At 72.8% G+C, this 22,849-nt stretch carries 20 protein-coding genes; 8 read left to right on the top strand and 12 right to left on the bottom strand.

Translation table 11 applies throughout. The features are described from left to right. Positions 1-101 precede the first annotated feature (101 nt). The 4 genes from WMF24_RS18640 to WMF24_RS18625 are packed head-to-tail and all read left to right on the top strand — an operon-like array spanning position 102 to position 5,126. Positions 102-1,400 (top strand): BMP family lipoprotein, encoded by a 1,299-nt coding sequence (locus WMF24_RS18640; RefSeq protein ID WP_437737776.1) that lies wholly within the window; start codon positions 102-104, stop codon positions 1,398-1,400. A gap of 20 nt (positions 1,401-1,420) precedes the next feature. Then, positions 1,421-2,992 (top strand): ABC transporter ATP-binding protein, encoded by a 1,572-nt coding sequence (locus tag WMF24_RS18635; protein WP_437737775.1) that lies wholly within the window; start codon positions 1,421-1,423, stop codon positions 2,990-2,992. Further along, positions 2,989-4,101: an ABC transporter permease gene (locus WMF24_RS18630; protein ID WP_437737774.1), complete on the top strand. Its 1,113-nt coding sequence runs from the start codon at positions 2,989-2,991 to the stop codon at positions 4,099-4,101. The genes WMF24_RS18635 and WMF24_RS18630 overlap by 4 nt, the downstream gene beginning before the upstream one ends. Then, the gene (locus WMF24_RS18625; protein ID WP_437737773.1) at positions 4,101-5,126 is read left to right on the top strand and encodes an ABC transporter permease; all 1,026 of its coding nucleotides are present in this window, start codon (positions 4,101-4,103) and stop codon (positions 5,124-5,126) included. Before WMF24_RS18630 ends, WMF24_RS18625 begins: the two co-directional genes overlap by 1 nt. Here the strand turns inward: WMF24_RS18625 and WMF24_RS18620 are convergent. From WMF24_RS18620 to WMF24_RS18605, 4 genes are all read right to left on the bottom strand, one after another. Continuing rightward, positions 5,111-6,520, bottom strand: coding sequence for a DNRLRE domain-containing protein (locus tag WMF24_RS18620; RefSeq protein WP_437737772.1), 1,410 nt, complete (start codon positions 6,518-6,520; stop codon positions 5,111-5,113). The two genes, WMF24_RS18625 and WMF24_RS18620, sit on opposite strands and share 16 nt — an antisense overlap. 336 nt (positions 6,521-6,856) lie before the next feature. After that, entirely contained in the window at positions 6,857-7,735 is an 879-nt protein-coding gene (locus WMF24_RS18615) for a hypothetical protein (protein WP_437737771.1), read from the bottom strand. Positions 7,736-8,021: 286 nt separating this feature from the next. After that, entirely contained in the window at positions 8,022-8,852 is an 831-nt protein-coding gene (locus WMF24_RS18610) for a hypothetical protein (protein ID WP_437737770.1), read from the bottom strand. Between the two features lie 192 nt (positions 8,853-9,044). Continuing rightward, positions 9,045-9,266, bottom strand: a complete 222-nt coding sequence (locus WMF24_RS18605; protein WP_437737769.1) for a hypothetical protein — start codon at positions 9,264-9,266, stop codon at positions 9,045-9,047. 465 nt (positions 9,267-9,731) lie between these two features. Here WMF24_RS18605 and WMF24_RS18600 point away from each other — a divergent pair, with 465 nt between their 5' ends. Both WMF24_RS18600 and gnd read left to right on the top strand, forming a co-directional pair. Next, complete coding sequence (locus WMF24_RS18600) at positions 9,732-10,766, top strand: STAS domain-containing protein (protein WP_437737768.1); 1,035 nt, start codon at positions 9,732-9,734, stop codon at positions 10,764-10,766. A gap of 76 nt (positions 10,767-10,842) precedes the next feature. After that, positions 10,843-11,826 (top strand): phosphogluconate dehydrogenase (NAD(+)-dependent, decarboxylating), encoded by a 984-nt coding sequence (gene gnd / locus WMF24_RS18595; RefSeq protein ID WP_437737767.1) that lies wholly within the window; start codon positions 10,843-10,845, stop codon positions 11,824-11,826. An 18-nt stretch (positions 11,827-11,844) separates the two neighbouring features. On the opposite strand, the gene WMF24_RS18590 is transcribed toward gnd, so the two are convergent. Together WMF24_RS18590 and WMF24_RS18585 are read right to left on the bottom strand one after the other, a co-directional pair. Next, positions 11,845-13,683, bottom strand: coding sequence for an inositol monophosphatase family protein (locus tag WMF24_RS18590; protein WP_437737766.1), 1,839 nt, complete (start codon positions 13,681-13,683; stop codon positions 11,845-11,847). Positions 13,684-13,712: 29 nt separating this feature from the next. After that, a complete protein-coding gene (locus tag WMF24_RS18585) occupies positions 13,713-14,060 on the bottom strand; it encodes a LysR family transcriptional regulator (protein ID WP_437737765.1) in 348 nt (115 codons plus the stop codon). A gap of 104 nt (positions 14,061-14,164) precedes the next feature. Here WMF24_RS18585 and map point away from each other — a divergent pair, with 104 nt between their 5' ends. Further along, positions 14,165-14,917: a type I methionyl aminopeptidase gene (map, locus tag WMF24_RS18580; RefSeq protein ID WP_437737764.1), complete on the top strand. Its 753-nt coding sequence runs from the start codon at positions 14,165-14,167 to the stop codon at positions 14,915-14,917. Positions 14,918-15,021: 104 nt separating this feature from the next. Here the strand turns inward: map and WMF24_RS18575 are convergent, their stop codons facing one another. Both WMF24_RS18575 and WMF24_RS18570 read right to left on the bottom strand, forming a co-directional pair. Next, positions 15,022-15,513 (bottom strand): hotdog fold domain-containing protein, encoded by a 492-nt coding sequence (locus WMF24_RS18575; protein ID WP_437737763.1) that lies wholly within the window; start codon positions 15,511-15,513, stop codon positions 15,022-15,024. A gap of 112 nt (positions 15,514-15,625) precedes the next feature. Further along, the gene (locus WMF24_RS18570; protein ID WP_437737762.1) at positions 15,626-17,386 is read right to left on the bottom strand and encodes a protein kinase domain-containing protein; all 1,761 of its coding nucleotides are present in this window, start codon (positions 17,384-17,386) and stop codon (positions 15,626-15,628) included. Positions 17,387-17,434: 48 nt separating this feature from the next. Here WMF24_RS18570 and WMF24_RS18565 point away from each other — a divergent pair, with 48 nt between their 5' ends. Beyond that, positions 17,435-18,691 carry a dicarboxylate/amino acid:cation symporter gene (locus WMF24_RS18565; protein ID WP_437737761.1) on the top strand — a complete coding sequence of 419 codons (1,257 nt, stop codon included), beginning with the start codon at positions 17,435-17,437 and terminating at the stop codon, positions 18,689-18,691. A gap of 139 nt (positions 18,692-18,830) precedes the next feature. Here the strand turns inward: WMF24_RS18565 and WMF24_RS18560 are convergent, their stop codons facing one another. The 4 genes from WMF24_RS18560 to WMF24_RS18545 form a co-directional block, all read right to left on the bottom strand. Further along, the gene (locus WMF24_RS18560; RefSeq protein ID WP_437737760.1) at positions 18,831-19,142 is read right to left on the bottom strand and encodes a hypothetical protein; all 312 of its coding nucleotides are present in this window, start codon (positions 19,140-19,142) and stop codon (positions 18,831-18,833) included. A gap of 642 nt (positions 19,143-19,784) precedes the next feature. Next, on the bottom strand, positions 19,785-20,180 hold the full coding sequence (locus WMF24_RS18555; protein ID WP_437737759.1) for an SPW repeat domain-containing protein: 396 nt from the start codon (positions 20,178-20,180) through the stop codon (positions 19,785-19,787). A 425-nt stretch (positions 20,181-20,605) separates the two neighbouring features. Beyond that, complete coding sequence (locus WMF24_RS18550; protein WP_437737758.1) at positions 20,606-21,712, bottom strand: alpha/beta fold hydrolase; 1,107 nt, start codon at positions 21,710-21,712, stop codon at positions 20,606-20,608. Between the two features lie 130 nt (positions 21,713-21,842). After that, positions 21,843-22,847, bottom strand: coding sequence for a M23 family metallopeptidase (locus WMF24_RS18545; RefSeq protein ID WP_437737757.1), 1,005 nt, complete (start codon positions 22,845-22,847; stop codon positions 21,843-21,845). Positions 22,848-22,849: the final 2 nt, after the last annotated feature.

The raw sequence follows: 22,849 nt of genomic DNA, 5'->3' as shown, positions 1-22,849 counted from the left end.
GCCTCAGGGCAAACCACCGCCGCCGCCCGCCCGCCGCCGCCCGCGTCGTCCGCCGTAGCGGTATCTTGACACCCTGCGGCAATCCCGCCCACGATGCGGAGGTGACACATCGCCCGCTGAAGTCGCCCGCGGCCCCCGCTGTCCCCCGCCCCTCCACCGCATCTGCCCTCGCCGTCGCGCTGTCGCTGCTCGCCGGCGCGGGCCAGGGCTGTTCCAGGGGCACGGGCCCGGCATCGGACAAGGCCGCATCCAGCGCCGCGGCCTCCGCGGGCGCCCCGCCCGCCGAGGCCGCGCCGACTGCGGGGTACAGGGTCGGCATGGTGCTGGTCGGCCCCTACAACGACAAGGGGTGGAACCAGGCCCACTACGACGGCATGCGGGCGGTCCTCGCGAAGATGTCAGACGTCGGCTTCGAGTACGTCGACAAGGTGAACCCGGCCGACCGCCCGAACGTGAAGGGCTCCCAGGTCGCGGACGACCTCATCTCCCGCGGCGCCAGGGTCGTCGTCTACAACTCCGACGACTACAAGGACGACGCCCTCGAGACAGCGCGCAAGCACCCGCAGGTGACCGTCATCCACGTCTCCGGCGACACCGCGTGGAAGGACGGCAAGAACCACAAACCCCAGGGAAACCTCGGCAACATCATGGGGCGCATCGAGACGGCCAAGCACATCTCCGGGTGCGCCGCGGCGCTCGGCACCGAGACGGGGAAGATCGGGTATCTCGGCCCGCTCGTGAACGACGAGACCCGCCGGCTCGTCACCTCGGCCTACCTCGGCGCGCGGCACTGCTGGGAGACCTACCGGAAAAAGAAGCCGGAAGAGCTCACGTTCAAGGTCACCTGGATCGGCTTCTGGTTCAACATCCCGGGCGTCACCCTCGACCCGACCAAGGTCGCCGACGACTTCTACAGCAGCGGCTTCGACGTGCTCCTGACCGGGCTCGACACGCCCGAGGCCGCGCTCCAGGCCAAGAAGGCGAGCGGGGCCGGCAAGAAGGTCAAGTACGTCCATTACGACCACAAGGCCGGCTGCGATCTCGCGCCGGAGATCTGCCTCGGCGTCGCCTACTACAACTGGGCGCCGCTCTACCGCGACATCATCGAGCGGTCGCGCGCGGGCAAGTACACGAGCGAGTTCGTCTGGGCAGCGCCCGACCTCCGCGACCTGAACGGCGAGGGGTCGGTCGTCGGCTTCCTGCCCGGACCCGCGCTGGGAGAGCAGAAGGCGCAGCTCGACGCGTTCATCCAGGCGCTCGCCGGCGGGCTCGATCTCTTCAAGGGGCCGCTCAAGCTCCAGGATGGCACCGAGCTCCTGAAGGACGGCGAGGTCGCGACGCCCCAGCAGATCTGGTATCTGCCGCAGCTCGTCCAGGGGATCACCGGGCCGAGCAAGTAGACGCCGCGGGGCGGTGCTCCATGCGGATCGAGATCGAGCGCGTCACGAAGCGGTTCGGCCCGGTCAGGGCCAACGACGACGTGTCGCTGACGATCCAGGCGGGCGCCGTCCACGGGCTGCTCGGCGAGAACGGCGCGGGCAAGAGCACCCTGCTCCGCGTCCTGGGTGGCCTGCTCCGGCCCGACGCCGGCCGCCTGCTCTTCGACGGCCGCCCTGTCGCGCTCGCGAGCCCCGCCGACGCCCTCGCCGCCGGCGTCGGCGTGCTCCACCAGGAGCCGCTCGACTTCCCGCCCCTCACCGTGCTGGAGAGCTTCCTCGTGGCGAGGCCGCCCGCCCGGCGCGCGGGGGGCGCCGCGCGCGCCGCCCGGGGCCTCGCGGGCCGCGCCGCGGACCTCTTCCTCCCCCGCCGCGCGGCGCGCGAGGAGCTCCTCGCGCTCGCGGCGCGGTTCGGCTTCTCCGTGGACCCGGACGAGCACGTCGCCCGGCTCACGCTGGGCGAGCGCCAGCAGATCGAGCTCCTGCGGCTGCTCTCGCTGGGCGTCCGCGCGCTCCTGCTCGACGAGCCAACGACCGGGATCTCCGCCGCGCAGCAGGAGGCGCTGTTCTCCGCGCTGCGGCGGCTCAAGCAGGACGGCAAGGCGATCGTCCTCGTGTCGCACAAGCTCTCGGACGTCGAGGCGCTCTGCGACCGCGTGACGGTGCTGCGGCAGGGCAAGGTGGCGGGAGAGGCGGAGATGCCGGCGGGGGCCGACCGCCTCGTCGCGCTGATGTTCGGCAAGGCGCTCGCGCCGCCGGAGCGGCTCCCGACCGCGGGGGACGGCGCGGCGCTCTCGCTCGATGAGGTCGCGGTCGGCGATCACCGGCTCGACCTGCACGTCCCGCGCCTGGCCGTGCGCCGCGGCGAGGTGCTCGGGCTCGCCGGCCTCGAGGGGAGCGGCCAGCGCCTGCTGCTCCGCGCCTGCGCCGGGCTGCTCCGGCCGCGGCGGGGCCACGTCGCGATCGGCGGGGCCGACCTGACCGGCCGCCCCTACCAGGCCTTCCTGCGCGCCGGCGTGGGGTACCTCCCGGCCGACCGGCGCCGCGAGGGCCTCATCGCGGGCCTCTCCATCGAGGAGCACGTCGCGCTCCGCGCGCCCCGGCCGGGGTTCGTCCTCCGCCCGCGCGAGATCCGCCGGGCCGCCGAGCGCGCGATCGAGGCGTTCCGGATCCGGGGGCGGCCGGAGACGCCCGTGGAGCTCCTCTCCGGCGGCAACCAGCAGCGCACCCAGCTCGCGCTCCTTCCGCCGGACCTCACGCTGCTCGCGCTGGAGCACCCGACCCGGGGGCTCGACATCGAATCGGCCCGCTGGGTCTGGGAGCAGCTCCTCGCGCGGTGCAAGGCCGGGACGGCGCTCCTGTTCGCGTCGTCCGAGCTCGACGAGCTCATGCGCTACAGCGACCGGATCCTCGTGTTCAGCGGCGGGCGCGTGTCGCGGCCGGTCAGCGCCGCCGAGCTCACCCTGGACCGGCTCGGGCGCATGATCGGCGGCGCGCTCGACGAGGCCGCGCCCGCCCCGGCGGGGCCGTCGGCGCCCGCGGAGCCCGGTCGATGAGCCCCGCGCCGGCCGGCGGCGCCGCGCCGGGCGCGCGCCGGGCGTGGCCCGGCGAGGTCGCCGCGCGCCTCGGGCCGCTCGCCCTGTCGCTCGCGCTCGTGGCGGGCCTCTGCGCCCTCCTTGGGGCCTCGCCGGCGGCGGTCGCCGCGAGCCTGTGGGAGGGCGCCTTCGGCTCCGCCGACCAGGCGGCGCGGGTGCTCGCCACGCTGGCGCCGCTGCTCCTCTGCGCCAGCGGGCTACTGTTCACATTTCGCGCGGGGCTGTACCACCTCGGCGTCGAGGGGCAGCTCGTCGTCGGGGCGCTGTGCGCCACCGGCGCGGCGCGCGCGCTGTGGCCGGGCCTCCCCGCGGGCGCGGTCGTCGCGCTCTGCGTCGCCGCGGGGGCGGTCGGCGGGGTGCTCTGGGGCGCCGTCACGGGCGCGCTGCACACGCGCGGCCGGGTGAGCGAGATCTTCGCCGGCCTCGGCATGAACTTCGTGGCCCAGGGGGCGGTCCTCTACCTCGTCTTCGGGCCGTGGAAGCGCCCCGGCGTCGCGTCGATGGCCGGCACCGAGCCGCTGGACGGCGCGCTCTGGCTCTCCACGCTGGGCGGCACCGAGCTGAGCCCGGCCGCGCTCCTGCTCGCGGCGCTCGCGCTTGTCGGGACGGCGGTTGTGCTCGGGCGGACGCACCTCGGGCTCCGGCTGCGGGCGGTGGGGCTGAGCCGAGAGGCCGCGGAGGTGCTCGGCGTCCCGGCGGCGCGGCAGATGCTCCTCGCGTTCGCGATCTCGGGCGCGCTCGCTGGTGTCGCCGGCGCGCTGCAGGTGCTCGGGACCTTCCACCGGCTCATCCCGAACGTCTCGAGCAACCTGGGCTTCCTGGCGCTGCTCGTCGTGATGCTCGCGGGCCGGCGCGCCGCGCTCGTCGCGCCGATCGCGCTGTTCTTCAGCGCGCTCAACGTGGGCAGCCTGAAGCTCCCGATGACGCTCGGCCTGGAGTCCTCGCTCTCGGGCGTGCTCCAAGGTGTGCTCGTGCTGCTCGCGCTGCTGTCGCCCTGGAACGTGCGCAATGCGCGCGGCACGCGCGACACGCCACCCCCGCGCGGCGCCCGCCGGCCGGAGGAGGCCTGATGGACGGCGGCGCCGAGATCGTCCCGCTGCTCGCGACAGCGCTCGCGGCGTCGACGCCGCTCGTCTACGCGGCGGTCGGCGAGACGCTGGCCGAGCGGGCCGGGGTCATCAACCTCTCGGCCGAGGGCGCGATGATGCTCTCGGCCATGGTGGGCTTCGCGGCCGCGCTGTCGACCGGGAGCGTGCTCGCCGGCTTCGCCGCCGCGGCCGCGGTCGGGGCGCTCGTCGCGCTCGTCGTGGCGGTCGGCGGCGTCCACCTGCGCCGGTCGCAGATCGCGATCGGCTTCGTGCTGGCGATGCTCTGCGCGGACCTCTCGTCGGTGCTCGGCGGCCCGTTCGTGCGCGTGCCCGGGCCGACGGTTCCGGGCATGGCGATCCCGGTGCTGCGGGACGTGCCGGTGCTGGGACCGCTGTTCTTCCAGAGCGATCCGGTCGTGTACGCGAGCTACGTCCTCGTCGCCGGCGCGTGGCTCTTCCTGTACCGCACGCGCGCGGGGCTCCTGCTCCGGGCCGTGGGGGAGCAGCCGGCGGCGGCCAACGCCCGCGGGGCGCACGTGGCGCGGGTCCGCACCGCGGCGACGCTGCTGGGCGGGGCGCTCGTGGGCGTCGGCGGCGCGGCGTTCTCGCTCGACTTCAAGGCGGGCTGGAGCCACCGCCACACGGCGGGCTACGGCTGGATCGCGCTCGCGATCGTGATCTTCGGCGGCTTCCACCCGGTGCGGGCGGCGCTGGGCGCGTACTTCTTCGGCGTGCTGTCATCGATGGCGAGCCTCGGCCAGAGCGCGCTGCCGTCGGTGCCGACGCAGGTCTTCAGCGTGGCGCCGTTCGCGCTGATGATCGTGGTGCTGGGGCTCACGTCGAGCGGGCTCCTGGAGCGCCTCGGCGCGCTGTTGCCGGATCCGGCGCGCCGCCCGCTCCTGCGCGCGTTCGACGCGACGCCGCCTGCGGCGCTCGGGAAGGCTTACCCGGCGGACGCGGACGGCGCGGAGGAGAAGCCGAGGGGCGCGGATCAGGGAGCGACGTAGCAGACCTCCAGCCAGGGGCGGTCGCTCTGGATGGGGTGCTCGCTCGAGCGACAGGACGTCTGCCCGTCGGGATCGCCGTCGAGGACGAAGCCGTGGTTCGGCGTCGTGCCGTCGACCCACGCCTGCACGACCTCGGTCAGGTCGGCGGACACGGTGGACGCGCCGGTCCAGGTGAGGTCCGCCTCGACGGCCGCATCGTAGCTCGCCGCGAAGCTGTTCCAGGTGACGCTGTCCTCGGTCCACGGCGCGGTGATGCGGTGGACGCGGACACCATGGTCGCTCGATCCGAAGGCGGCGGCGCCGAACTCGGCGGACGTGACGGTGGCCCCCGCCGGGATGCCGTCGAGCGCGAACCAGTAAAGCGCTTGCTGGCGGAGGCCGTGCGCCGTGCCCGATGCGTTGTACGGGCTGCTGCCGTCGCTGTAGCTGGGGTACGCCTCAACGATCTGCGCGTCGGCGACCTCGCCCGAGGCGCCTCGCTCGAGGGTGACGCACACGCCGACGCACGCGTCCCCGTTGCCGTCTCCATTGCCATCGAGCTGGTCTGGATTCGCGGTGACCGGGCAGTTGTCGCAGGCGTCGCCGATGCCGTCGCCGTCGCTGTCGGCCTGGTCCGGGTTGATGACGTCGCCGCAGTTGTCGGCCGCGTCACAGACGGCATCGCCGTCGCTGTCGCCGAGCGGACAGGGGTCGCACACATCGCCTGCCCCGTCGGCGTCGGCGTCGACCTGGTCCCGGTTGCTCACGCCGGGGCAGTTGTCGCAGGCGTTGCCGACGCCGTCGCGGTCGAGGTCGGCCTGGTCGGGGTTGATGACGTCGCGGCAATTGTCTGTCGCGTCGCAGACGTTATCGCCGTCGCGGTCGCCGAGCGGACAGGGGTCGCACACGTCGCCGATGCCGTCGCCGTCCGCGTCGGCCTGGTCGGCGTTCTTCTTGTAGGCGCAGTTGTCGCAGCCGACGCCGAGGCCCGGCGCGACGCCGTCCCCGTCGTAGTTCCCGAGCGATGTGACCGAGCGGTGGTAGGCGTCGCACACGTTGCGATCCGCGCACGGGGTCCGGGTGGACGAGAGCGCATCGAACAGGCAGAGGCGCGACGAGCCCTCGGTCGACGCGACGTCGACCTTGACGAAGCCGAGGAACAGCGACTGGCCGCGGTTGATATCGACCCGCACATCATTGCACGTCATGGGATCGTAGAGGGCGAGCACCTCGGGCTCGGTGAACGTCCTCTGGACCGTCAGGTTATTGCAATAGCAACGCCTGTCGCTCGCGACCGTGCCGAGGTGAACCCCGTTCAGGTACAGCGCGAACTCGGCGTTGCCGCAGTCGGCGTGGTTGATGGTGAACGTGATCGCGGTCGCCGCCCCGAACGCCGTCCCGGGGAACGCGAGCATGAGAAGCACAAAGCAAGCGCGCGCGGCGCTTGTACGGAGGTAGCGCATGGTACTTCTTATATGCTTCCTTCGCCCAGCGTACAACGATCATGATTGGGTTTCGCGCGCTCTCCGCCACGCTTGGCGAACGGGCTGGCGCACGGCTCAGCGAAGGGGGCGCGCCATGACGACACGGCACCGTCGGGTAATGCCGCTTTCAGTCGAACGTGTGGCGCGTGTTCAGGTGGTGGTCAGGTGGCGGGGTATTGATGATTTTTTGCGGTGCTCCGCTCCGAGCGGCGGACGCCTGTGAGCGGCGTGCGGTCGGGGGCGTGCTGGCGATCGGGCCATCGAGGATCATCCCCCGGCGCGGACAGCAGAAGACCTGCGCGTGACGCGCCGGAGCGGCGCGACGCCGGCCAGGAGCAGCATGACGAGCGCCGCCTTCGGCGTGGAGCTCCGCGCGAACGCGCAGCCCGACGCCTCGTGCTCGACCTGCAACACCGCGCTGCGCTCGCTCTCGTTGCCGGCCTCGTCGATCGCCGACACCGCGATGTATACGTCGCGACCGACGTGATCCTCGTCCACATAGAGGAGCATCGCGTCGCCGTCGAGCCACGCGTCCGGCTGCGCCTTGGTGCGCGCCTGCTCCGGGCTGAAGCCGACGTACACGGCGTACACAAGCGCCTCGGCGGGGGTGTGGTCGTCCTCGCTGGGCGCGGCGAGATCGAAGGTCAACGTGGTCATGTCACCGCAGCTGCTCGCGCCGCACGCGGGCTCGTTCGCGTGGAACTCCACGTCACCGCGCGCGAGCACGGGCGCGCTCGGCGCGGCGCCGTCGATGACTTCGGAGGTCCGGACGAGGCGCTCGACCGTGGGCCGCAGGCGCAGCCGGTACGTGGTGTCGGGCGCCAGCGTCTCGGCAGGGCGAAGCACGACGTAGCCCGGCGGAGCGACGGGGACGTCGGAGCCTGCCGCGGCAACGGAGGCGCCGGTCGCCTCCTCGACCAGCAGGTGCGAGAGCTCGGGGAGGTCGCCCCAGATCACGATCGCCACATTGCGTGGCACCGTGGTGAGCTCACCCGGCGCGTCCGCCGCGGTGAGCTCCCCCGCTGCGCCGGCGCGCAGGAAGCCCTCCGAGACGCTGGTATCCACCGGGTCACAAGCGCTCGCGCGCCCGCCGGCGGTCAGCACGCCGAGCCCGATCGCGAGCGAGAGGCACGTTCCGAGGTTCATGCCCTCCTGGAAGAGCAAGCGGCACGCCATGCGGCCGCGCGCCGTCAAGGGGGCCAGAGAGTCGCCAGGGGTCTGATCGCGGCGTCGTGCCCCGCTCGCGCCGACCCCGCCGCGCCGAGGAGAAGCGCGCCCGGATGAGCGGTTCGACGTCAGCGCGTCGGGGTGATTCGATGCGGTCCGGGCAGGATGCGACGTGACCTCGCAGCGTGCCGTTGAACCGAGGCAGGTTGCGGTATCGTATCGAAACCTACGTGTAGCCCCGGCGATATCGGCCGGCGCCGCGCACTTACGGCCGGCCGATGCGGCGCCGGATCGCGTCCTGCACCTCGGCGGGGAGCGAGCGCAGGTACTCGTCCGCGAAACCGCGCAGCACGTCATCGGACAGGGCCAGCAGTTGATGCGCGGGTGGCAGCCCGGCCAGCCGCTCCTCGGGCGCGAGCCCGGCCAGCCGCCGCTCGGCTGGCAGCGAGTCGAGCAGCTTCTGCAGCATCTCGTCGTAGCCTTCCAGTTCCTTCACATCCTGCATCGCACCCTCCTCCGGCCTCACCCACTGCTGCAGCCACCGCCGCGCTTCCGGGCTGAGCACCGGGCGATGGCTGAAGATCCTCAAGAAGTCGTCCTGCTCCGCCTCCGCCACCTCGTCGGTGACGACAAGATAGGTCGCGTACACCGCGCCGTCGATCCGCCGATAACCTCCGCCCAGGCGCACCAGCGTCCAGTCCATTTCAGCCGGCTCCTGCAGCAGCGTGCGCGTGATGCTCGCGACGACAAGGACCAGCGTGAGCGCGCGGTAGCCGGACAGCCGCTCGATCTGAGCCACGTGGTACTGCACGCCGTAACCCCACAGGCGCAGCAGATCGCCGCGCCGGAACGCGGACGGCGCAGGGCTCTTGAACTCGAGCACCGTGTCCGTTCCGAGCAGAGGCCAGAGGCCGCGTAGCACCCGGGCGTCACCTCCCCCGCCCGGCACCCCCTCTTTCCGCAGCAGCACCATGTCCGCGCGCTGCGGCTCGACAGCGAGCGGCACCTCGGGGTGGACGGAGATGTTCGCGGGCGCCCGGGCGCGAACCAGGTTCACGAAGCCCAGGTGCCACAGGTTCCGGAATGTCGTTGCCATGAAGGACCCATGCAGAGGACGCCGGAGCGCGGCGCGCGGGATTGCGCGCGACTTCCGCTGCAGAGCAACGGGGCGACGTCATTCATGAGTTCCGGACAGGCCTGCGGAGTCGTCTCGGAAACGACGCGGGGCCACCGGGGCGCGCGGCAGCACCACGCCGGCGCCGCGGGGCGCTCGGAGCGGAGCGCCGGGCTAGCTGATCCCCATGGGCGCGCCGCCCTCGGCCACGAACCGATCGGCGATGTCCACGAGGAGCGCGTCGGTGGCGGGCTTGCTCTTCACGGTGACCTGCGTCTCGTCGGGCAGGAGCACGAACGAGCCGATCACCTTGCCGTCGAGCCGCACCTCGTGGCTCCCGCCGGGCGGAGCAGAGGCAACTTCATAGATCTTGCCGTCACGCGCCTTGATCTTCATCCCCTAGCGGTAGCACGCAGCGACGCCGCGCGGGCCGCCCGATGGCGGCCGCGTGACGCGGCCCCAGGCCGCCCAGGGCGAGCGCGCCCTCGGCAGGCGGACCGCCGCGACACGGCCGCCGCGGCGCGGGCGTGACACGGGCGACGAACGACGCGGCCCGATGCCCCGGATCAGCGCGAGGGACCTCAGGGGGCGCGACGCGACGCGGCGCGCGGCGCGACCACGGCGCGCGGCAGGCGAGAGACCTCCCACCGCGAGCGGGTTGCGGGGTAAGATGCGCCGCGCGCCGAGCGCGAGGAGTGTACACCGTGCCGAGATTCGATCTGGTCCTGAGCCCGTCGCTCGCTCCGGCGAGGCAGGGCTCCGCGAGGAAGCGATCCGGGAGACCGTCATGAGGGCGGCCTCCTCGCAGCACATCGCGTCACGGACCGACGCCGCGGGCCTCGCGCTCGACCCCGATCGCTGATGTCGATGCCAGAGTCTGGCCAGCCCTCCGAGGGCGGAGGCGGCGGGTGGATCGTCCTCGGCGTCCTGAACGAGATCCTCCTCAAGCTCGCGAACCAGTCGGACCTGCGATCGCTGTGGGAAGAGGTCTGCTCGAGCGCGCGATGGATCGTCCCGTCCCAGCGGCTCTGCGTCGTGCTCGGCAACGAGGGCGGCGGCGCCCGGATCGCGGCGAGGTACGAGCACGGCACCTTCGAGTACGGCGCACCGGAGGGCGGCGGCGGCGTCGTGGTGGACGCCTGGATGGTCGCGGCGCTGGAAGCGCAGCGCGCCGCGTGGTTCAAGGGCCCCTGGACCGAGGCGCGGCAGGCGGACCTCGCGCGCGCGTGGCTCCTGGCGGAGGACCCGGACGTCGTGTTCCACGTGCCGATCCAGGTCTACAAGAAGACCATCGGCACGATGCTCTTCGCGCTGGAGGATCAGCGCCAGGTCGACCGGAAGGCGCTCGCGAGCGCGACGACCTACGCGCTGTACGTCGGGGCCACCTACACGATGCTCAAGAACTCGCTCGACCTCGCCGCCGCGAGCGCGCAGCTCCGCGAGCAGAACGAGGAGCTCGAGCGCGTGCAGATCGAGCTGCGCGTGCAGCTCGATCGGGTCCGCGCGCAGCACGAGGCGATGCTCGAGATGTCGACGCCGATCATCCAGGTGTGGGACAGCGTGCTCACGCTGCCCGTGATCGGCACGGTCGACGGCGCGCGCGCGGCCCGCATGATGGAAGAGGTCCTCGCCGCGATCGTGGCGCACAGCGCCCGCTTCATGATCGTGGACCTCACCGGCGCGCAGGCGGCCGACGCGTCCACCATCGAGCACCTCCTCCGGCTCTTCGCGGCGACGAGGCTGCTCGGCAGCCAGTGCATCGTCTCGGGCGTCCCGGCCGGGATGGTCCGGCGCATCCTGGACGCCGGCGGCAGCCTCGACGGGATCCCTGTGTTCAGCACCCTGAAGAGCGCGCTCGAGCACGCGATGGGCGCCATCCGACAGAGGCCGCGGTGACCTCCCCTGGGAGGGCGCCCGGGCACGGGGGCGCGCCCCCGTGGTACGCCCGCGATCGCAGACAGGAGCGTGAGACATGAAGCTCGCAATGATCGGACTCGGCAGGATGGGCGCCAACATGGCGCGCCGGCTCATGCGCGGCGGCCACGAGGTCGTGGCGTTCGATCTGAACCAGGAGAACGTGAAGCAGCTCGCCGCGGAGGGCGCGGAGGCGGCCTCCTCCCTGGGCGACGCGGTGGAGAAGCTCGCGCCGACGCGCGTCGTCTGGGTCATGCTCCCCGCGGGCGCCCCGACCGAGCGCGTCGTCCAGGAGCTCGGCGAGCTGCTCGCCCCCGGCGACGTGATCATCGACGGCGGCAACACCTACTTCAAGGACGACGTCCGCCGCGCCAGGGAGCTCGCCCCGAGGGGCGTCCGCTACGTGGACGTGGGGACGAGCGGCGGCGTGTGGGGGATCGATCGCGGCTACTGCCTCATGGTCGGCGGCGCCCCCGAGACGTTCTCCCTGGTGCTGCCCATCCTGCGGACCCTCGCGCCGGGGACGGGGGACATCCAGCGCACGCCGGGCCGGCGCGAGGCGCAGGGCACGTCGGAGGAGGGCTTTCTGCACTGCGGCCCGGTGGGCGCCGGCCACTTCGTGAAGATGGTCCACAACGGGATCGAGTACGGCCTCATGCAGGCGTACGCCGAGGGGTTCGACATCCTGAAGAACGCGGCCACCCCGCGGCTGCCCGAGGAGCACCGGTACGACCTCGACCTCGGCGAGATCGCCGAGGTGTGGCGGCGCGGCAGCGTGGTGGGCTCGTGGCTGCTCGATCTCACGGCGATCGCCCTCACGGAGAGCCCGGACCTCGGCGGGTACAGCGGCTTCGTGCAGGACTCCGGGGAGGGCCGCTGGACCGTGATGGCGGCGATCGAGGAGGCGGTGCCCGCGGAGGTGCTCTCCTCGGCGCTCTACGCGCGCTTCCGCTCGCGCCACGACCATACCTTCGCCGAGAAGGTCCTCTCCGCGATGCGCCACAAGTTCGGCGGGCACCTGGAGCGCCCGACCGGAGGCTGAGAGCGGCGGAGGGCGCGCTCAGCGCCCGGCGGCGAGCAGCGCCTCGGCCAGGAGCATCGCGTCGACCGGCCAGAGCTCGGGCGGGCGCGCGCGCTTCGCGCCCGCCTCGGGCAGCGGGCGGCAGGAGAGCACGAGGCGGCGATAGCGGTCCGGGACCGCGGCCCGGCCGCGCGCCGCGCCGAGGAGCGCGCCGGCGATCGCGGCGTTGGTGTCGGTGTCGCCGCCGGCCATCACCGTCTCGACGAGCCCCCGCTCGAGCGAGGGCGCGTGGAGGAGCTGATAGAACGCGTTCTGAAGGGCGATGAGGACCCAGCCGGCCTGGTGGGAGTAGCTCCGGGGCGGCGCGCGGCGCGCGGCCTCCAGCGCGGCGAGGACCACGCGCTCGCCGCTCCGCTCCGCCTCCGCGCGGGCGGCCTCCCACGCGTCCTCGACGCCCGCGCCGCCCACCGCCGCTGCGATGGCCGCGACGAACGCGGCGGACGCGGCGCAGCAGACCGGGTGGGGGTGCGTGAGCGCGCTGTCGTCGCGCGCCCACGCGGCGGCCTCCCGCGGGCGGCCCGCGCCGAGGATGCCGAGCGGCGCCGCGCGCATGACGGAGCCGTTCGCCTCGCTGGCCAGGTTCGCGGCCGCCCGGGCGCGCTCGCGGCGCACCTCGGCCGGCGCGGCCGCGGCGGCGGAGAGCGCGGCCGCCGTGGTGCCGCCGATGTCGAACGGGCGGGAGCCGTACCAGTGCACGTACGCGTCGAGCGCCGCCTCGGCGACGAAGCCGCGCTTGCGGACGATCGACCGCGCCAGCATGAGCGCCATCTCGGAGTCGTCGGTCGGCTGTCCGGCCAGCGTGTCCCACGTGCCGCCGTCGGCGAGATCGTCGACGCCGCCCGGGTAGAGCGGCGCGATCTCCTCCGCGGTCCGGAACTCGACGAGCGCGCCGAGCGCGTCGCCCGCGAGCTGGCCGAGCAGGCAGCCCTGCGCGCGGGAGAGCGCGCCGGGATCGGCGACGAGCAGGCTGCGCGCGGGGCGCAGGAGGCCGTACGCGCCCTGCGGCGCCGGGATGCGGCCGTGGATGACGGCGTTCCACGGGCGCCGCGCGAGCTCCCGCACGACCGCGGGGGCGCCGCCGAAGAGGCGGCAGATCTCGCCCTCGCGCTGCGCGGTGTATGCGATCGGCGCGCCGTCGTCGTCGACGAGCTCGCCGCCCGCGGCGCGCACGAGCGCGTGCCCGGCCGCGTAGTCCCAGCTCTGCGGCCGGCTCAGCGAGACCGCGGCGACGCCCTCGCCGACCGCCGCCAGCGCGAGCCGGTAGGCGAGGCTCGGGAGCGAGAGGAACCGCGCCGGGGCGACGCACCGGGCATTGCGGGCCGGGAGGTAGTCCGCCGACTGCGAGAGAAGCACGACGGCGTAGCGATCGAGCGCGCCGCCGGCGAGCGAGGCCGAGACGGCGGCGCCGTTGCGCCGGATCGGGCCGGTGCCCTCGGCCCACGCGATGAGATCGCCGTCGTCGTCGGGGTAGGCGTACGCGAAGACGACGCCGAGCACCGGCGTGCCCTCGCGCAGGAGACCGATCGACACGGAAGCGCCGCGGTAGCCGTGCAGGAAGGACGCGGTGCCGTCGTTCGGGTCCACGATCCAGCGGTGCGACGGGTCAGCGCCGTCCCGGGCGCCGGTCTCCTCGCCGAGGAACGCATACGGGGTGGCCCGGGTGAGCGCGTCGCGCAGCAGGACCTCGACCTCCACGTCGACGTCCGCGTGCGTCCCGGCCCCGCGCGGGCCGCCCGGACGGTGGAACTCCGCGCGGAGGATCGCGCCGGCGCGGCGCGCGGCCTCGACGGCCAACGCGAGCTCAGCGTCGTAGCCCATGCCGCTCCCGTGGCTCCACCGGCGGCAGCCTAGCCCAGGTCGACGCCCCGGCGGCGGCCGGCGTCGAGATCGTCCCGCGGAGGCGCGGCGCCGGCCCGTGCCTGCCCGGGAGGCGCGGCGACGTAGCTGCGGAGGTCGGCGACGGCCGCGTCGACCTGCGCGACGATGGTGCGGGCGTGGTCGAGGAACGCCGCGCCGGCCGGCAGGAGGCGCATGCCGCGCGCGGTGCGCTCGAAGAGCTGCGCGCCGAGCTCGTCCTCGAGGCCGCGGATCTGCCGGCTGAGGGGCGGCTGCGCGATGTGGAGCCGGCGCGCGGCGCGGCCCACGTGCCCCTCCTCGGCGACGGCGATGAAGTAACGGATCTGAGACAGGCTCACGCGGACGATGGTACCGCGAACGGCGCCCGGGTGAGGAGCCGCGGAGAGCGCCCGAGATCAAAACGGTATTGGATCGCCGGGCGCCGCGCGCGCATACGCCTCGCATGAACGTGGAGATCCTCGGGCCTCGCGCGTGCGAGGCGATGCGGCGCGCGGGGCGCGCGGCCGCGGCGACGCTGGCGGCCGTCGGGGCGCGGCTCCAGCCCTTCGTGACGACGGCGGACATCGACATGTGGGTGCGCGAGGACACCGCGCAGCGAGGCGGCCGCCCGAGTCAGCTCGGATACAAGGGCTTCCCGGCCGCGGTGTGCACGAGCCGGAACCACGTCGTATGCCACGGGATCCCGCGGCGCGACGAGGTGCTCGTGCCGGGCGACATCCTCAACGTCGACGTGACGACGGAGCTCGGCGGCTACCACGGCGACACCTCGGCGATGTTCTTCATCGGAGAGCCGAGCGCCGAGGCGCGGCACGTGGTGGACGTCGCGCGGCGCTGCCGGGACGCGGGCGTCGCGGTCGTGCGCGACGGGGCGCGGCTCGGCGACATCGGCGCGGCGATCGAGGAGGTCGCGCGGGCGGAGGGGTGCAGCGTCGTCCGCGAGGTGGGCGGGCACGGGATCGGGCGCCGGATGCACCTGCCGCCGCACGTCGCGCACACCGGCGTGCGCGGCGCTGGCATGCGGCTCCGCGCCGGGATGGCCATCACGATCGAGCCGATGGTCAACCTGGGCTCGAACCGCATCCGCACGCTCGCCGACGGGTGGACCATCGTCACGGAGGACGGCAGCCTCTCGGCGCAGTTCGAGCACACCGTGCTGGTCACGCGGGACGGCTGCGAGATCCTGACGCTCTCCTGACATTTCGGGCCACACGCCGCGGCCCCGCGGGCCCAGGCTCGGCGCGAGCTGCGCGGCGAGGGGCGCCCGAGCGTCCATCGACCTCGCTTGACGCCATGGCGGCGTCACCGCCCCTTGGTCACCCACGCCCACACGAACTCGCACTCCATCGGCGACGCGCCGCTCTCATCCGTCACGGTGACGGGAACGGTCACATCGCCCTTCGGCTGATCCTCGAACGACTTCCGCTGCTCGGGCGAGAGCGTCGCGACGGCGCGCAGGCCCCCCTGGGCGCGGCGCTTGTAATCGACCTTCATGCTGCGCAGGAGCGGCAGCTTGTCGTCGGGTAGGTTGACGGCGACGACGAAGCCGGTCGCCGTCTCGGCCAGGAGCCCCGCCGCAGCGGCGTGCACGCCGCCGATGTGGTTCTGGATCTTGCGCCCGTTGGCGAGCCGCAGCGCCACCCGCTCCGAGGTCACCTCGTCGAACTGGATACCGGCCGTGCCCGTGAACGGCACCATGCGCTGGAACAGCGCGGTCTGCGCGCGGGAGCGAAGGAAGGACGGAAGGACCTGGAGCGGGGCAATCGAGCGGGCGATGAGGTTCATCTTGGACATGACAGCCTCCGGATGCGGCAATCTGCGCGTTGTCAGCTGCGCGGGCGCGGCGAGCTTAGCGCACGCCGGCGCGGCGCCGCGCCCGGCGCGCAGGCAACCCGCGGCGCCCGGATCAGCGCCGGCGGCGCTGCGCCCTGCTCACCGCGACCGCCGCCTCATCTTCCGCCTGTTCCGCCTGTTCCGCCTGTTCCGCCTGTTCCGCGCCGGGATGCGCCGTGTCCGTCGCGACGCGCACCCTGCCCCGCTGATCCCGGTCCGCCACGCCGACGCGCTGGCGCAGCGCAGCCGCGGGGCGCGCGCCGCCGATCGCCCGCGCCATGGCCACCTCGTGCATGCGTTGGTGGTGCTCGCGCCACCAGCGCATGCGCTCGGCCTCCTCCGCCCAGTCGTCCTCGTGCGCGGTGAACGCGACGAGCCCGTGGATGCCCAGGCCGATGGCCCAGAGCAGCGGGACCATCGCGGCCCACAGCACCACGCCGAACAGCGCTCCGAGCACCACGAGCGCCGCGTTGACGATCAGGTAGATGCCGAGGTGCCGGTAGAAATTGCGGCGCTTGCGGCGGAGCCACGAGGCGCGCTCCGCGGCGGTCGCCTCGACGGCCTTCCGCTCGTCGTCGCGCGACCGCAGCGCGCGGCTCGCCTCGCGCAGCGCCTCCGGAGCGACCCCCACCTCTTCCGCCGCGGCGAGCAGGTCGTCGAAGCCGAGGCGCGCGTCGGCGCGCGGCGCCCGCGGCTGCGCGCCGTCGGCCGAGGCTTGGCGCTCGATCGCGCGGGCGAGGACGTCGCGGACCTCGTCCGTCGAGAACCGCTGCGCCTCCGTCTCGCCGCCGCGCGGCGCCCCGCTCCCCTTCTCGACGGGCGCCTGCGCGGGCGGCGCGACCGCCGCGGCGGCCGGCGCCTCCCCCCGCCCGGCCGCGTCGAGCGCGCGCACGAGGTCGTCCATCGACGCGAACCTGTCCTCGGGGCGCTTCGACAGCGCGCGCAGCACGACCGCGCTCACCGCGGGCGGCACGGCGGCGGCGTCGAGCAGCGCGCGATCGGCCTCGTCCGTGAGGATCGAGGCGACCACGGCGAGCATGTCGCCGGCGCCGCGCCAGGGCAGCCTGCCGGTGAGGAGCTCGAACGCGAGCACGCCCCACGCGAACTGGTCCGCGCGGCCGTCGAGCTCCCCGCCGCGGATCTGCTCCGGGGCCATGTAGACGGGCGTCCCGAGCTTGACGCCGAGCGCGGTCAGCGTCGGCAGCGCCGGGCCCTCGGTGGCGGCGCTCGGATCGGCGTCGCCGGCGGCGCGACGGGCGATGCCGAAATCGAGCACCTTGATGACGCCGTCGTCGCGGACCATCACGTTTTCCGGCTTGATGTCCCGGTGGACGAGCCCCCGCCGGTGCGCGGCGGCGAGCGCGCGGCCCACGTCGGCGAGCCAGGCGACCCGGATCGAGGCCGGCACCCCGGCGCCGCCGACCGCGCTGCGCAGGGTGCGACCGGCGACGAGCTCCATCACGATGAACGGCGTCCCCTCGATCTCGCCGACGTCGAAGATCGCGACGGCGTTCGGGTGGTCGAGCGCGGCGGCCGCGCGCGCCTCGCGCAGGAGGCGCGCGGCCGCGTCCGGATCCACGGCGCCGCCCGCGATCACCTTGATGGCGACGCGCCGGCCGAGCCGCGCGTCGTGCGCCCGGTAGACGCAGCCCATCCCCCCCTGCCCGATCGGTGCCTCGATCGTGTACCGCTCGAACGAATCGCCCGGCTTCAGCATGCCCGGCGGCGAGCGTAATGGATCCGCGCGCGCCTGGACAGGCAGCCTGGAGGCCCGGTCCGGCGCGCCGCGGCCGGGGTGCGCCCGGGAAACAGCGCGCGGCGGCGCGGGCGGCAAGGGCGAACTCGGCGGCTCACGGCGCCGCGGCTTGTGTAAGGTGGCGGCATGTCATCGCATCGAACGATGCTGCTCGGGGTCGTTGTCGGGGCAGCGGGCGGTCTGACGGCGAACGCGGTCGCGGCGGGCTCTCCGGCGCTCGGCTGGTTCGTCGATCACGTCACCTACCCGGTGGGCCAGATCTTCCTGCGCCTGCTGTTCATGCTCGTGCTGCCGATCCTGTTCTCGGCGCTCGTCATGGGCGTCTGCGAGCTCGATCTGAAGCACGTCGGCCGGCTCGGCCTGCGGACGCTGGGCTACACGGCCGTGGTCTCGACCATCGCGGTGCTGATCGGCCTCGTCCTCGTGAACCTGATCCGCCCGGGCGCGGGCTTGCCCGAGGCGGTCCGGGGCCTCGCGAGCAGCGGCGGGATCAAGGCGGCGACCGCGCCGGTCGACACCTCGCCGGTCGGGATGATCATCGCGATGGTGCCCGACAACGTCATCAAGGCGGCGGCCGCGGGCGACGTGCTCGCCGTGATCACGTTCTCGCTGCTCTTCGGCCTGGCGCTGTCGCTCACCCCGACCGAGGCGGCGACGCGGCTCCGCGAGTGCATCCAGGGGCTGTTCGACGTCTCGATGCGCCTCATCGAGGGGGTGCTCCGGTTCGCGGCGATCGGCGTCGGGGCGCTGCTCTTCACGATCACGTCCCGGATGGGCATCGGCATCATGCAGCAGCTCGCGGCGTACGTGCTCACGGTGCTGCTCGGCCTCGGCCTGCACATGTTCGTTGTGTACTCGCTCTCGGTGCGCTTCCTGGGCGGGATGTCGCCGGTCGCGTTCTTCCGGGGGAGCCGGACGGCGATCGTGACGGCTTTCTCGACCGCCTCGTCGAACGCGACGCTGCCGACCTCGCTGAAGGTGGCCGAGCAGGAGCTGAAGCTCCCGCCGTCCGTGGCGCGCTTCGTCCTGACGGCCGGCGCCGCGATGAACCAGAACGGGACGGCGCTGTTCGAGGGGGTGACCGTGCTCTTTCTGGCGCAGGTCTATGGCGTCACGTTGACCCTCGGGCAGCAGGCGATCGTGATGCTCATCTCGGTGCTCGGCGGGATCGGCACCGCGGGCATCCCTGCTGGCTCGCTCCCCGTCATCGCGATGATCCTGGGGATGCTCGGCATCCCGCCCGAGGGCCTCGGCCTGGTGCTCGGGGTGGATCGGTTCCTCGACATGTGCCGGACCGTGATCAACGTGGTGGGGGATCTGGCGGCGGCGGTGTTCGTGTCGCGGGATCAGCACCCGAAGCCGCAGGAAGAGGGCGGGACGTGAGCCGAAACGACCGACGCCTGCGCGGGTGCCTCCAGGCAGAGGTCTCGCGCAGGCGCCTGTAGCAGTTCTGGCGGCTCGGAGGCCGAGCCGCGGGTCGCATCGACCTCCGGCGTGCGCCGCGACGCCGGGAGGTCCGGGATCAGGCCGCCATCTTCATCCCGGGCATCATGCCCATCATGTTCGGCATCATGCCCATCATGTTCGGCATCATGCCCATCATGTTCGGCATCATGCCCATCATGTTCGGCATCATGCCCATCATGTTCGGCATCATGCCCATCATGTTCGGCATCATGCCCATCATGCTGGGCATCATCGGCATCATGCCTCCCATGCCCATCATGCCCATCATGTTGGGCATCATCGGCATCATGCCCATCGGCATCATGCCGCACATCATCGGCATCATGTTCCCCATCATCGGCATCGAGCTCATTGGCATGTTCATCATGGCTTCTTCTCTCCGTCAGTCGTCTCGAGTTGTTGGATAACCCCCTGCCCGGAACGGAGCAACATCGAAGACCTCGACCGCGGTGCTTTCCTCCACGGGAGCGGACGGGTGTTCGTACGGAGCGGACGGCCTGCCGTACGGAACGGAGGAGCATCCACGATAGCGACAGCGAGCGTGGGTGCCCTGGCGGAAATAGACCTCCGGAAACGGGGGAAGCGCATGAGGGATGAACCTCGATTGCTGGCAGGTCACGCGACCGTTTCGAGTCGCTGCGAGCCACGTTCGAGGACACTGCAGCGACACTGCGGGCACGCTCGAACGGTTGAGTCTGGTCGCCATCGTACTACCAGCCTGCTCGGCTGGTCGGGCGACCGGGATCGCCTCGCGCCGTGGCTGAGATCGCCAGTGGGATCCTGGCGCCGTCGCGGCCCGGCGACAAGGCGCCAGGCGAGCTGCTCGCCGGCAGCAGGTCAGACCGCGCCGCGCTCCGCCGCGCCCTCGACGAGAGCGCCGCGCTCGGTGCGACACGACAGCCGGACGCCAGCGACGTCCACGTCGAAAGTCCATGGAACAAAAGGCGCGCGGCCGAGGCACTGCCCCGGCCGCCGCGCCGATTCGCGAGGATCACTCACACGACCATCGTCAGGAGAACGACCGGTGTTCCGGCCGAACGCCGGCTGTGGTCGTCGTGTAGGCCGAACGGTAGTCCGTCACGAGCCAGACAAGGGCGACGGCCACGCCCGATACAACGAAGAAGTTCCTCGCAGCGGCCGCCTCGTCGAAGTTGAACAGCCAGGGCGCCGCGACCAGGAAGACGGAGACCGCGGCCTCGAGCCCACCATGAACAGGGAACGGGATGATCTTGGCGGCGCCCAGCGGATACGCGGTGAGCAGCGTCATCCCGACGTGCACGGCGCCCAGGATGTAGCACAGCGTCTCGGGGAGCCCGCCGAAGCCGAACAGCGAGGGCGCCAGGAGGAACAGGGCCGCGACGGCATAATCGATATATCCATGAACTCGAGGCGACAGGATCTTCATGACCGACTCCTTGCAAAATCAATGCTTTGAATTGATTGCCTTCGTCGGTCCGTGAAGCTGCAAGCTGCATGCCGCAGAGTGGCTAGGCGGAGCGGATCCGCCCGCCCGGCGAGCTCAGCGAGCTCTTGCCCGCCGCCATGATCGCGGCGAACCGTCGTCCATCGGCCTGCGCTGGGCTGGCGCAGCGGCGCTGCGCGCACCGACAGCAGCGCCCCGGGACAGCCGTGCGCCGCGTCGAGGCGCCTCGCCCCGGCAGCGAGAGCGCCTCGTGTGGCACATTGCCCCGACGGCGCCCACCCGCCACATGACATCGTCGCTCGGCGCCTCTGCGCGCCGAGAAGGCGTGTTGTCCCGACTGTCCAGCGCGCTCGCCCGGCGTCAGATCCCGAGTTGCCGCCGCGGCCGCGTCGACCCGGGGAGCGCCCTCAGGGCGCTTGCTCCAGGAACTTCACCAGGGCGTCCCTGTATTTCTCGAACGCCTCGATCTGCGGCAGGTGACCCACGCCGGGGAGCTCGACGAGCCTGGCGCCGGGGATCGCCTGCGCGGCCTTCTTGCCCAGCGTCGTGTAGTCGCCGAGCGCGTCCGCGGCCTCCTTCGGCGCCCACGCCTTGCCGAGCGCCGTCCGGTCCCGCAGGCCGATGACGAGCAGCGTGGGCGTACGGAGGCGCGGCAGCTCGTAGACGACGGGCTGGGTGAAGATCATGTCGTACGTGAGCGCCGAACACCACGCGACGCGCGGGTACTCGGGGTGCTCCGTCCAGCCCGCCTGGATCTCGATCAGGCGCTCATACTCGGGCTTCCACGCGCCGTCGTAGTAGCTCTTGCGCTGGTACTCGCGGATGCTGTCCCGCGTCGCGCCGAGCTCCTGCTTGAACCAGGCGTCGATGGAGCGGTACGGGACCACCGTCTTCCAGTCCTCGAGGCCGATGGGGTTGACGAGGATGAGGCGCTCTGTCCGCTCCGCGAACATGAGGGCAAAGCGCGCGGCGAGCATGCCCCCCATCGAGTGGCCGACCACGGCCGCGCGCTGGACGCCGAGGGAGTCGAGCAGCGCGCGCGTCGTCTCGGCCAGGCCGTGGAAGCTGAACTGGTACGCAGCGGGCTTCGTCGATTTGCCGAACCCGATCTGATCGGGCGCGATGACCCGAAAGCCACGCTCGGTCAGCGCGCGGATCGTGGACTCCCAGTGGGCCGCGGAGAAGTTCTTGCCGTGCAGGAGGAGCACCGCGCGCCCGTTCGGCTTCTCGGGCTGCACGTCCATGTACGCCATCCGGAGCTTCTGGCGCTGCGACTCGACGTCGAAGTACCGGACCGGATAAGGGTACGTGTACGACGTGAGCTCCGGGTCGAGCCCCGCCCCCGGCGACGCCGCAGGGGGCGCGCTCGGCGGCGCTGCGGGGCGTGCAGCCGGCGACGCCGCAGGGGGCGCCGACGGCTGGAGATCGGCGCGGGGCGCAGGCGCGCACCCCGCGGCAGGGGCGAGCGAGAGGACGAGCGACGCGAGGAGCGGGGCGAGCGAGAGCGTTCTCACAGGGGACCTTCCTGGTGACGTGCCAGAGTGGACGACGGGGACCGCGGAGGCTCCGCCGCAGGGCGGCGTGGACCCTTCCCCGGGGCCGCCCGCGCGGACGAGCCGCGGGGCGGACCGGGGCGCAGGCCTATCATTTCGCCGGGGAGACCAGGAGCTCGGGATCGATCCGCGTCTCGAAGAGGTTCATGCGCCAGTCGAGGTGCGGGCCGTTCGTCCGGCCGGTCATCCCGACGGTGGCGACGACCTGACCCTGCTTGACCTCGTCGTTCACCTTGGCGGCGAAGCCGTGCAGGTGGATGAACGTGGAGGTCAGTCCATGGCCATGATCGATGATCATGGTGTGACCGCTCAGCGGAAGGTTCTTCTCGACGAACACGACCTTGCCGCAGGCGGGCGCTCGCACCGGCGCGCCGACGGGCACCGCGATGTCCACGCCCCAGTGAACCCCGCCGTCGGTGCCGTTGAGCACGCGCGGCTGGCCGTAGCGCGAGGTGATCGGGCCCTTCGACGGCCAGATGAAGCCGTCCTTGTAACAGCTCTTCTTCGTGTACTTGTTCCGGACAGCGTCGAGCTTCTTCTCGGCCTGCGTGAGCTTCACGCGCGTCGCCATGTCGAGCTTGACCATGTTCTCCGGCAGGTTGTCGACCTTGTCGACCTCGAACGTGCGCTGCTCCACGTCGAAGAGCTTCTCGAGCACCTGTCCGTCGTCGAACGTGATCGTCAGCTTCTCCTGCGCCGGCGCGTTGCGCGAGAACGCGATGAGGAACTCCCCCTCGTCGCTCACGGTCACGCGGTGGCCCGGGAACGCCATGCGGCGCAGCTTGCCGGTCAGCTTGGCGCGGAGGAGCCCTCCCTGGACGGCGCGGCCCTCCACGGAGAGGCGGCTCGCGTCGGCCGCAGGCGGCCCGGCGTCGGCCGCCGCCGCGCTCGCCGCCGGGGCCGCGGAAGCGCCGGCGTCGACCGCCCCGCCAGGATCGGCCGACGCCGTCGCGCTCGCCGGGGGCGGCGCGCTCGCGGATGCGGCCGGCGCGGCGTCGGCGACGGGTTGAGCTCCCGCGTCGGGCGCGCCCGCGGGACCACCGCGATCACACGCAACAACGGTAAGCAGGCTTACAACGATGGCGGGGATACGCATCG

Origin of the sequence: Sorangium sp. So ce1335 (assembly GCF_051521615.1) — a bacterium.
Lineage (GTDB): Bacteria > Myxococcota_A > Polyangia > Polyangiales > Polyangiaceae > Sorangium.
This window is presented reverse-complemented; position numbering and strand designations above follow the sequence as displayed.

Bases quoted from the DNA above. Each gene is read 5' to 3' on its own strand.
- WMF24_RS18635 (WP_437737775.1), top strand. From the start codon at position 1,421: ATGCGGATCGAGATCGAGCGCGTCACGAAGCGGTTCGGCCCGGTCAGG.
- WMF24_RS18630 (WP_437737774.1), top strand. From the start codon at position 2,989: ATGAGCCCCGCGCCGGCCGGCGGCGCCGCGCCGGGCGCGCGCCGGGCG.
- WMF24_RS18625 (WP_437737773.1), top strand. From the start codon at position 4,101: ATGGACGGCGGCGCCGAGATCGTCCCGCTGCTCGCGACAGCGCTCGCG.
- WMF24_RS18620 (WP_437737772.1), bottom strand. From the start codon at position 6,520: ATGCTCGCGTTCCCCGGGACGGCGTTCGGGGCGGCGACCGCGATCACG.
- WMF24_RS18615 (WP_437737771.1), bottom strand. From the start codon at position 7,735: ATGAACCTCGGAACGTGCCTCTCGCTCGCGATCGGGCTCGGCGTGCTG.
- WMF24_RS18610 (WP_437737770.1), bottom strand. From the start codon at position 8,852: ATGGCAACGACATTCCGGAACCTGTGGCACCTGGGCTTCGTGAACCTG.
- WMF24_RS18605 (WP_437737769.1), bottom strand. From the start codon at position 9,266: ATGAAGATCAAGGCGCGTGACGGCAAGATCTATGAAGTTGCCTCTGCT.
- WMF24_RS18600 (WP_437737768.1), top strand. From the start codon at position 9,732: ATGTCGATGCCAGAGTCTGGCCAGCCCTCCGAGGGCGGAGGCGGCGGG.
- gnd (WP_437737767.1), top strand. From the start codon at position 10,843: ATGAAGCTCGCAATGATCGGACTCGGCAGGATGGGCGCCAACATGGCG.
- WMF24_RS18590 (WP_437737766.1), bottom strand. From the start codon at position 13,683: ATGGGCTACGACGCTGAGCTCGCGTTGGCCGTCGAGGCCGCGCGCCGC.
- map (WP_437737764.1), top strand. From the start codon at position 14,165: ATGAACGTGGAGATCCTCGGGCCTCGCGCGTGCGAGGCGATGCGGCGC.
- WMF24_RS18575 (WP_437737763.1), bottom strand. From the start codon at position 15,513: ATGTCCAAGATGAACCTCATCGCCCGCTCGATTGCCCCGCTCCAGGTC.
- WMF24_RS18565 (WP_437737761.1), top strand. From the start codon at position 17,435: ATGTCATCGCATCGAACGATGCTGCTCGGGGTCGTTGTCGGGGCAGCG.
- WMF24_RS18560 (WP_437737760.1), bottom strand. From the start codon at position 19,142: ATGATGAACATGCCAATGAGCTCGATGCCGATGATGGGGAACATGATG.
- WMF24_RS18555 (WP_437737759.1), bottom strand. From the start codon at position 20,180: ATGAAGATCCTGTCGCCTCGAGTTCATGGATATATCGATTATGCCGTC.
- WMF24_RS18545 (WP_437737757.1), bottom strand. From the start codon at position 22,847: ATGCGTATCCCCGCCATCGTTGTAAGCCTGCTTACCGTTGTTGCGTGT.